Genomic DNA, 11508 nt, shown 5'->3' with positions numbered 1-11508 from the left:
CAATGATGCCGACTTTGGTTATCAGCCACCAACGGGCAGCATCGGTGATTTTGTGTTTATAGATTTGAACAATGACGGTATATATAATGGAAGTGATTTACCGCTGTCCGGTGTTACGGCGACCTTGTACGATGCGACAACGGATACGGCGACAAGTTATACGGATGTGACGGATGCGAGTGGCAATTATTTGTTCACGGGCGTACCTGCGGGCGATTATTATGTAGTATTTACAACACCAAGTGGTTATCAAGTGAGCGGCACAGTTCCAACAGGCAACAACAACAATAACATCACAGGAGCAAACGGCGCAGGTTCTACGAATGATTTTAGTTTTGATGGCACAACCAGTAATTTATCGATAGATGCGAGTTTTACAGGTACAGGTAGCATTGGTTCTTATGTATGGGAAGACACGGATGGAGACGGTACACAGAACGAAGTGGGTACGGGTATAGACGGTGTGGAAATTCAATTGACGTGGTATGGTCCGGACGGTGTTCCTGATGGAGGTGATGATGTAGTGTATCCTACGCAATTAACGACTGGCGGCGGCAATTACGATTTCACGAACTTACCCCCAGGTAGCTACGTAGTAGAAGTAGTAAATGGAGAACCGACAGGCAGCAGTTTGACGGGCGGTACAGACCCAACGGGCACGATAAATTTAGGAATAGGGCAGGATTACAATATTGCGAATTTCGGTTATATGCCGCCAGTTTGTGCGCCTAGTCCAGGTACTTTTCCCGCAAATTAAATAGTAATTTTTAATATATTAAATGAATATTATTTTTAAGACAAATAACCGAAAAAATACTATATTTCTTGTTAGAAATAGTTTTTTTATGTTTAAATTTGAGCAAAAACTTGGAATTAGAAACAGAAGTGTGTCCTAATTCGATTTTTTTGGATTTTATTTGTTACCTTAATACTAAAAACTATGAAAATAATTAAGCCGTTTGCTATAATTTCTTTTATTTTATTTTTTACCGGAGTTGTTCAAGCACAAGCACTGTTTATAGGACATAACTCAGATGCCGGAAATAACTCATTTGCCGGAGACCAAGGAGGCGGTACACCGCTTTTTGGGGAGTGCGTAAGCAATGGCGCAAGCAATATGTGGATAAACTGGCGCGTATATGTAGATGGTACGGACTGTAGTGGTGTAGGAACCACAGGAGCAGGGCAGGGCAGTAAATGTAGAGTGATAGTACGGGGAATGTCTCCCAACGGAGATCCGCAGAGTTTAGTAGCTTCCGAGCCTGTTTGTATCGTAAATGGCACGTATCTAAGTGATTTAGGTGGTACTAACGATGACGTTTATGTCGCGAACTTAAATACTTGTAACCCACAGTTACCCAATGGGCGGTATTCGGTAGAAATACAGTGCGACTGTGTAAGTGGCGATTACACTACTAATACTGCAATAGCTACGTGGATATACAATACGCCATCGCCGTATTATCCCGGCGTGGCTGGTAGTTGTAATCCGCCAGACCCTTTAAATAATATAGCATTAGATAGTCCAGGCCAATTGGAATACATCAATATTGGAGATGCCGATGTGTACAGAACCATGGTTATTCTCAATGGCTTGTTTTTAGATTTAGGTAAGTTTCAACCAGGGAATCCGGCGTTGCCCGGCTCATTACACGATTTTGACTTTTTGTACGACCCTGCGTGCGTATCTATCGCCAGTTTTCCACCGAATGGTTTTTGCCCGAATGGAACACTTACTTTAGATGGCGGGGAAGTGAATACAATGAAACGCAATGATTGTGATGCAGATGTAAGTGGTGCAAGAATCTATTATCGTGTGTATAAAGCAGGTACGGCTCCTCCGGCTTTTGACAATATAGCCTTAGGAACGGCAGGTATTGGTTCGGATATAAGTGTTACGCCTTATTCCGGTGTAGATAATTGTCCGGGTAGTAGTTATATTACTGTATTTCCCAATGGTGGTTCTTGTCAAAGTAGCGGTTGTCAAACGCAGCAACGCTGGCAAACACGCTACGGCGGAGCTACGCCTGGGGTAGATTTATTAGATTGTTCGGGAACAAATCCTGAGGTAGCTATAGATGGACCCGGAACGTATGTACTTGAACTATACACCGAAACAGATGTGAATTACTGTGGCGGAGATTTTCCTGCTACTATTCGAGACCCGGAAACAGCAGGCACATATTATACTACAACTTTCAATATTTTAGATGAAGCTGCGGCGGCACAAGCAGGTTGTGCACCTATTGGCGTAAGCTGTGTTGCCGAGCAAGCCTGCGATGCCGAAGACGGCATTTGCAATATAACAGATTTGCCGGACGGCACTTATGATGTGACCTACACCTTTAATGGTAGCACCACTACCACCTTAACCGGACTTACCTCAACCGGAGGGACATTGAGTATTCTAAATCGTGCACCCGGTTTGTACAGTAATTTTGTTGTTACACCTACTACACCTACAGACTGCGCAGTTTACACCAATGCAGCAGGCTGTACCGTAAATGAGTTTTAAAAATACAAAAGAGAAAATTAAAAACAATATATACTATGAAAACTTTTACATTGAGAAGCATTATAAGTTTTGTTATACTTTTCTTTTTGTCCTACACAAGTTGGGGGCAAATTTATATTTCAGAGCTATCCTATAATCCTTGTGGAGCACAGGGTGCCGATGCTGATTGTGAATATTTAGAGATATTCAATGCTTATGCCAATACGGTAGATATTAGTGGTTGGCAACTTACTACTGGTACTTCACATACTTTTGCTGGTGGAACGACAATAGCCTCTGGCGAGTATATTGTCGTAGGAATAAATGCGACTAATATTGGTACTTGCGGCTATGCAATACCTGGCGGAACGCAAATTTTTGATGTGTCTGATGGACTCAACAATACAGGAGAAACAATAAACTTGGTGGATAATTGTGGTAACACGGTTAATACAGTTACTTATAATACAGCAACGGCTAATGGGGATTGTAATGCACAGACATTTAATTCTTCAGGAACATTTGTAAGTGCTGGTACACCAACTGTAGGGCAAGGCTCAGAAACTGTTACTACTGAAAACTATCCTAGCCCTTATGAACTTGTTATTTCTCAACCATCTGGCTGTATTGCTGCCAATACAGATTTTAATATTACCGTTTGTTTGCAGTGTGTAGGTAGTGGTACAAATGTTACTTCTTATACAGGTATAATAACTTTAGATGTTGAAGGTAGCCCTGTAACAGCATCAGCCGTCACAGGCTGTGCCTCTTTTACATTAAATCAAACTTCAGGTGATTATACCCTTTCCGCAAGTGCTGACAATGGGACTTTAAGTAATGCTGACGTTAGTTATACTGTATCACCTCAATGCACAGTGTATATCACCGAAATAGCCGCCGACAATGGCTCTGGTGACGGACAAGGATCTTCCGAATGGGTTGAGCTCTATAATCCTACCACTTCGGACATAGATATGAGCTGCTACGTACTTACCGATGGTGACTGGGCAATTATTTTTCCGGCAGGAACTACCATAGGTGCAGGGCAATATTTAACCATTGGCGTGGATGCGTTTGCTTCTTGTCCAAACTGTGATAATGCAGACCCCGGAGCTGGTGCAGGAACGATTACGCATACAGATTTAGCTCCAAATCCAGCCAATACTATTCCTATCGGGCAAGGAACAGAGTATGATATTGATGTGAATTTGTTGTATCAAGCAGGTTATTATTCGGGTTCTACGGTAACCTCTACTTGTCCTGATGGAACGGGTACTGTTTATCCCAACTTTATCCTTAATAGTAGAAGCGGAGAACAACTTGCCCTTTTTGATGGAACAGGTAATACTACCAATCCTGTTTATGCCGTAGTATGGCAAGGTGGACAAGATGTGGGCATTACTGGAAACAACAACGGCTCAGCTACAACCGCTACCGTAGTAGGTTGTGCTACTTCTAATATTACTTACTCGTTTCCCGCTTTGGGTAGTGCTTTTTACGATAGTGAAATGCCTAATATTACGACTGAAAATGCCTGTTCTTCCTCTTGGGCTTTTGTAGATGGCGACTGGATTGTAGATGATACACCAACCCCTGGAATTGAAAATACACATTCGGCATATATTTTAACGGTGGATGGCGTGGACTATAATTTGGGCCCGCTATATGACATGACAGCACCACTACAAGGAGATTTTGGGGAGAAAATTTATATCTGTAATGCAGGAACAGTCTCAATAGGATTTGATAATAATGAAAATTACCAAAATTTGTGGGTGGATGAAAATATCAATGGAACACTTGTTTATCAAGACCCGGGACCTTTTACTTCGAGTAATGACAGAGGTTCTTACATTGATGTAAATATTAACGGAACAACCATGCAATATTCCATTATTGATGGCGGTATTACAGCGACTTTGGCGGCAGGCGATATAGGTTATTTAGAATTACAATTGAGAGAGCAAGCCTATGCTACTGGAAATTTTCTAACAGAATCTTGCTCTGTAACAGATATTGCTAAACCTATGTCTTTAGACTGTATTATGACCATTCGTGTACCGTTTGAAGTAAGAATAGGTCCTGCAATAACCAGCATTACGCCTTCCGCTTGTCTGGGTGCGGGAAAATACACCTTTGATGTAGTGCTTACCGATGGCGAAGCTCCTTACGAAGTCTTGTATGATGGCTTATCGGTAGGAAGTTTCAGCAGCACTACATTTACCGTAGGTACGCTACTTGCCGATAACATCACACACAATATTACCATTTTGGATGTAAATGGTTGTAGTATGAGTGGTACTGTTACTGCTCCAGACCCTACCACTTGTACCAATACTTGTTCCGATGAGGTAGGTACTACTTCGGCATCTTATGCTTATTGTGTGGACGGCGCACCAGCGAATATTAGTTTGAGTGTAAATAATCCGGTATTAAACGGACCACCACCACAAATCGGTTGGGCTTCCGGTACTGCACCTATCACAAGTTCTACACAAATCAGTACGGCAAATTTTGAAGGTTCGGGAACCCCTTTATCTGTTGCCGCACCAACAACAGCAGGTACGTATTATTATACCCCATTTTTAAGTGCTACCGATCCGGCTACCACTACCATAGACGCAAATTGTCAAGACTATGGCAATCCTATTCGCGTGGATGTAGCAGAGGCAATAAGTATTGTAAATGCTACGCCTATTTGTTCAGAATCCGGTGAAGATTATTATGTGATTTTACAAGTAAGCGGCGGACAACCAAGTGTTGATGCAGCAGCGGACTATATCATAACTTCAAGTGTTGGCGGAGTAGTGGCGGTAGAAACAGCAAGCAATACTTTTTCGGTAGGTCCTTTCCCTACAACGGGAGCTTGGGATATTACGGTTGGCGATGGCGTTTGTGCTAATGCAGCAACGAATGGTACAAGCCCCGGCTGCTGTCCTGCTTGTTTGGCAGGAGCAGAATTTGCTGATACTACTTACGCTTGTGACGGTCTAAGTCGCTTGGATTTAGATGCCTATGCAGATTTAACTTTAGTAAATGAATATCCTGCCAATGCAGTATTAAATTGGACTTTTGTCGTTAATTCTGGCGCGCCAATAGTAGATATGACTGATTTAACTTCTGTAAATATTACCCATTCGGGTGTAGGTTGTGATGCCGAAAATGTAACTTTTACCCTTACCATTGATTGTGTTTCAGACCCCAATTTAGATTTGATAGCGGGTACGCACACAGTTTACGTATATCCAACCTTAGATGCAACTGATATAGTTGATGGTTCTACCACTTGCTCCGCAGAAGTTACGCCAGTTGTAGCTTGTGCCGGACTTATTAGTATTACTTACGATGCTGATGGTGTAGATCCTTGGGATAATTTAGCATCATCTCCTAATACAAATGATGGAGAAACGGTTTATTATGAAATAAGATACACCGACCCTAATGCAAACTGTTTTTATAGAGGAAGTTATATCATTGGCGGCTGCTGCGAAGCTGGTGTGGGTACTATCGCATCAAATTGTAGTGTTTATTGTGCAGAAGATATGAACTTAGATATTACGCCTACTTTTACGGCACCGACCACCAATCCTGCCGATTATGTTTATGCGTATATAATTACAGACCTTGCGGGAAATATTATATCCGTACAAGGTACTGGCAGTACACCGCCTGCTACGGTGGACATTAGTATTTTGGCAAACAATGCCTCATTCAATGTATATGCAGTACATTATTTAATAGCAGATGACCCCGTAACTGGTGCGGCAAATATTTCAAACATTCAAACAGCTATAGCAAACGGAGATTGTGTCGAACTCACCGGACCACTTGCCTTTGATATTTTATCGCCAATAACGCTTACTGCTATGGCTTCTTGTACAGGTGCGGGCGGTGTAGCTGCCGCCGATGGCGAATATTATATTGCGGTAACAGCCGTAAGTGGCGGAAGTCCGAATTATGAGATTTCGGTGCAAGGAGAGGCAGATCCGGCACAAGTTTTTTCAGGAACGACGCTTTATTTCGGACCCTATACACATTCTGGTACAGGCTTGGGTACCAAAACATTACTCATTACCGATGACAACGATATGAACGGTAGTTGTAGCGACTGTACAGCCACTTACGAAGTGTTAGAGGCTTTATGCCCCATAGCAGAAAATTCTTGTGACTGCACTAACCAACCTAATTCCGGTACTCTCATCGCACAATCGAGTCCGGGTACATTTAATACAGACGGTTATACGCAAGTGTATGTATTAGTAGAAAATGATGGAACGTATAATGGAGCAGCCTTAGCCGTAGGAACAGTAATAGATGCTAATCATACTGGTTTGTTTGATATGTTAGAAAATGGCGACTATCAGGTATATGCTGTAAATGTGTTAGATGGTGATGTAGCCGCATTAGAATCAGCTTTGTTAGGAGCTACAGGCACACTCCTAAGCGTTGATGCAGATGTTTCAGATAATGATAACATTGCAAATTTAGTCGCTATGGTAGCTCCTTACGATATACTTTGTTACACACAATCTTTTGCCGATTTCACGATAAATTGTAATTGTTGTGTTGCCGATGCAGGAAATATTGTACGACCTACGGGTGGCGTAATAGATGCAACCACCGGAAATCAAACAATATGTCTGGGTGATGATTTAGGCGCATTTACAAACGTTTATACCATTGTGGCAGCAGGCGTTTCGGACGAGACAGACCCTGGCACTACAGATTATGAAACAACATTCCTTTTAACAAACACCGCTGGTGAAATATTACAAATAGTTCCGGGCGGTGATTTTGATTTCTCAACATTAGCGGTAGGAACCTACGATGTTTATGTATTAAATTATGCAACAGCTAATACGCCCAATACGGTAGCAGCCTATTTAGCAGCACTCGCTGCACCCGCCAATATCTCCGAAATTGTAAGTGATGACGATGATACCTCCAGTTTGGCAGGAACAGCTCCCGGAACAGGTACTTATTGTTTAGATTTGGCGCATTTAGATGATGACGATATAGATGCTAATTCAGATGCAGTACAAGTAACTATAGTTCCGCTCCCCATCGCAAACGCCGTAGTATTAGAACAATGCGATGATGATACGAACAGTGGCAACAGTATGGGCTTCAATTTGAACGCGTCAGAAGATGCGAGCAATAGTATAAATGTGAACGGCGTAGATGTGGACAACAGCGGCGATGCGACTACAGGTGGCTTGACGGTAACGTACCACACAAGTTTAGCGGAAGCAGAAGCAGGCACAAATGCACTGAACCCGACAAATCCATATTTGGGCACAGATGGTGAGATAATTTATGTAAGAGTAGAAGATGTAAATGGCTGTTATGTAACGAGTACGGTAACATTAAACATATTGCCATTACCGATATTAGTAGCACAAACGCCAGAAATCTGTGCAGACGCAAATCCGTATGATTTAACGAGTTTAGAAAGTGCAATGACGGGAGCGGCAGGCAGTTTTGCGTATGCAGAAGGTGGTGTAGCGGTAGCAGATGCTACAAGTTACACCGCCGTAGATGGCGCGGTGGTAGAAGTAACGTTTACAGACGGCACAACAGGCTGTGAAAACACTACAACCATCACATTTACGGTAAATCCATTACCTATATTAGTAGCGCAAACGCCTGAAATCTGTGTAGATGCAAATCCTTATGATTTAACGAGTTTAGAAAGTTCAATCACGAGCGATGCGGGCATTTTTGCGTATGCAGAAGGTGGCGTAGCGGTAGCAGATCCTACGAATTATACAGCCGTAGATGGCGCGGTGGTAGAAGTAACGTTTACAGACGGCACAACAGGCTGTGAAAACACAACGACCATTACATTCACGGTAAATCCATTGCCGATATTAGTAGCGCAAACGCCTGAAATCTGTGTAGATGCAAATCCTTATGATTTAACAAGTTTGGAAAGTTCAATAACAGGCGATGCAGGTAGTTTTGCGTATGCAGAAGGTGGTGTGGCAGTAGCAGATGCGAGTAATTACACAGCATTAGATGGGGCGGTGGTAGAAGTAACGTTTACAGACGGCACAACAGGCTGTGAAAACACAACGACCATTACATTCACGGTAAATCCATTACCGATATTAGTAGCGCAAACGCCTGAAATCTGTGTAGATGCAAATCCTTATGATTTAACAAGTTTAGAAAGTTCAATAACAGGCGATGTGGGTAGTTTTGCGTATGCAGAAGGTGGTGTGGCAGTAGCAGATGCGAGTAATTACACAGCATTAGATGGGGCGGTGGTAGAAGTAACGTTTACAGACGGCACAACAGGTTGTGAAAACACAACGACCATTACATTCACGGTAAATCCATTGCCGATATTAGTAGCGCAAACGCCTGAAATCTGTGTAGATGCAAATCCTTACGATTTAACAAGTTTAGAAGGTTCAATCACGGGCGATGCAGGCAGTTTTGCGTATGCAGAAGGCGGCACAGCCGTAGTAGATCCTACGAGTTATACAGCATTAGATGGCGCGGTGGTAGATGTAACATTCACGGACAGCACAACAGGCTGTGAAAACACAACGACCATCACGTTCACCGTAAATCCGTTACCAATAGCAAATGCAGTAATATTAGAACAATGCGATGACGATACGAATAGTGGCAACAGTATGGGCTTCAATTTGAATGCGTCAGAAGATGCTGGTAACAGTATCAATGTAAATAACGTAGATGTGGACAACAGTGGCGATGCGACTACAGGTGGCTTGACGGTAACGTACCACACAAGTTTGGCAGATGCAGAATCAGGAACAAATGCGATTAACCCGACGAATCCATATTTGGGTATGGATGATGAAGTATTGTATGTAAGAGTAGCAGATGGAAATGGCTGTTATGCAACAACAACAGTAACACTGAATATTTTACCCGCAATACAAATATTAGCAACAGCAATTTGTACAACCGATGGTACAACACCAGTAACGGGTACAACATACTATGTTGCCGTAAGTTCTGTAACTGGCGGAAACGGTGGAGATTATGATGTTTCTATTGGAGCTACTACCCAGACTTTTACAGGTTCAACCTTGTATTTTGGACCGTTTAATTATGTAAATGGTGCTGCAACACAAACCGTGATGGCTGTAGATGCAGGCATAGTTAGTGCTGCTTGTAGTGCCAGTATAGAAGTAACCGAAATTGATTGCGAAGCACCTTGCGTGCTAAGTCCGGGAACAATTCTTCTCCAATGCACAAGTTATTGCGCCGAAGAAACAACCGCTACCGTTACCAATAGTTTCATTCCACCTGCAACGGGCGCAACGAATAATACGTATGCCTATGTTATCACAGATGCAAGTGGCAATATATTATCTGTTCAAAATGGAATATCAGGTAATCCGCCGAGCAGTTTGGATATAAATGGATTGACGAACACAAGCGATTATATTTTATACGGAGTATATTATGTAACAGCCGATAATCCTGTAACAGGCGCCCTAACTATAACAGATATAAACAATGCAATTGCAGCAGGTGCCTGTGGTGTTGTTACTGCACCACAACCGTTTAGTATATTAGCCCCAATTCAAATTACGGCAGTAGCAACTTGTACCGGTTCGGTAGCAGATAATGAATATTATGTAGCAGTATCGGCCATTTCTGGCGGAACAGCACCTTATGAAGTAACTGTAGGAACACAACCTATGCAAGTATTCAACGGCACAACTTTATATTTTGGTCCGTTTACACATTCAGGTACAGGTTTAGCTACACAAACCATTACCGTTACCGATGACAATGATACAAATGGTTCGTGTATAGATTGTATGGGTACAACGGAAGTTATCGAAACACTATGTGGTTTTACTCCTTGTGATTGTTCAAATCCTGCTTCCCCAACAGGTGCGGTATTTGCGCAGTCAGTTCCCGGTTCATTCAATATTAATGGCTATACGCAAATTTACGTGTTAATAGATGATACGGGCGGAATTATGATGTATAATAATACAGGATTATTTACTGGCTTGTCAAATGGCAATTACAGTATATATGCTTTTAATGTATTAGATGCAGATGTTGCAGCACTTACAGTTGGTTTTACAGTAGGCGCGCCAATTACAGATTTTGATACAGATGCAGAGTATTTGGGCTTATGTTATGAAGTGAGTACGCCAAATCCGCAGGTGGTTGCCTGTGATTGCACATCTTGTCCTACTATTACGGCTATTACCAATCCAATACCAATGTGTGAAGGAGATTCATTTGATTTAACTGCATCAGGTCTGTCTAATATGGCACTCACACTTAATGGTGAAGCAGATTATGGTATAAATTTTGTCCATTTTGGTACAGATGTAGCACTTCCTGCTGATGTATATACTGGTGGAACGTTATTGGGAAATGTTGCGAATGGAAGTTTAATGGGAACCGATCCTAATCAAACAGCAGACTTATTGGGTATAGGTGCTAGCTTAACAGCAGGTACATATCAAATTTGTGCAATTTTAGATGCACTTCCAAGTGATACAAATTGCCGCCCTTCGGCTTGTACCAGTATTACTATCTATGCAATACCTTTGGCACCAACAGCAATGGGTACAACGTATTGTGAAGGAACAACGATTAATAATGTAACGGCAACAGGTGAGGCAGGTGCTATGTTCAATTGGTACACAGATGCTGCCCTTACAACCAATGTTGCTGGCGCACAAGTAGCAGGTACAAATGATGAAATATTTATTCCTCAGGGATTCATTGGAATAGAAACAGTATATGTTACACAAACGCTTAATGGTTGTGAAAGTCCTGCAACGCAAGTAGATGTAGAAGTTATCGCTGCCCCAGTAGCCGATGCACCATCGAATGTTGTAGCGTGTGATAGTTATATTTTGCCAGTATTGAGCGCAGGTAACAATTATTACACAGGCAGTGGTGGCACAGGCACGATGTTGGCGGCGGGAACGTCAATAACAAGCAGCCAAACGATATACGTATATGCGGAGACAGGCACAGTACCAAATTGTTATGCAGAAAAT

Annotated in this window: 3 protein-coding genes; all 3 read left to right on the top strand. The window is 42.3% G+C overall.

Translation table 11 applies throughout. From position 1 onward, the window contains the following. The coding region (locus H6550_00015; GenBank protein ID MCB9044497.1) for a hypothetical protein at positions 1-757 on the top strand (757 nt) is incomplete at its 5' end. Between the two features lie 183 nt (positions 758-940). Next, positions 941-2515, top strand: a complete 1575-nt coding sequence (locus H6550_00010; GenBank protein ID MCB9044496.1) for a hypothetical protein — start codon at positions 941-943, stop codon at positions 2513-2515. A 35-nt stretch (positions 2516-2550) separates the two neighbouring features. After that, positions 2551-11508, top strand: an 8958-nt coding sequence (locus H6550_00005; GenBank protein ID MCB9044495.1) for a lamin tail domain-containing protein, incomplete at its 3' end; no start/stop codon positions are given.

The organism is Chitinophagales bacterium, from assembly GCA_020636495.1.
GTDB lineage: Bacteria > Bacteroidota > Bacteroidia > Chitinophagales > Chitinophagaceae > UBA5543.
This window is presented reverse-complemented; position numbering and strand designations above follow the sequence as displayed.

What these genes read in the sequence shown, in the direction of transcription:
- H6550_00010 (MCB9044496.1), top strand. Translation starts at nt 941, where the DNA reads ATGAAAATAATTAAGCCGTTTGCTATAATTTCTTTTATTTTATTTTTT.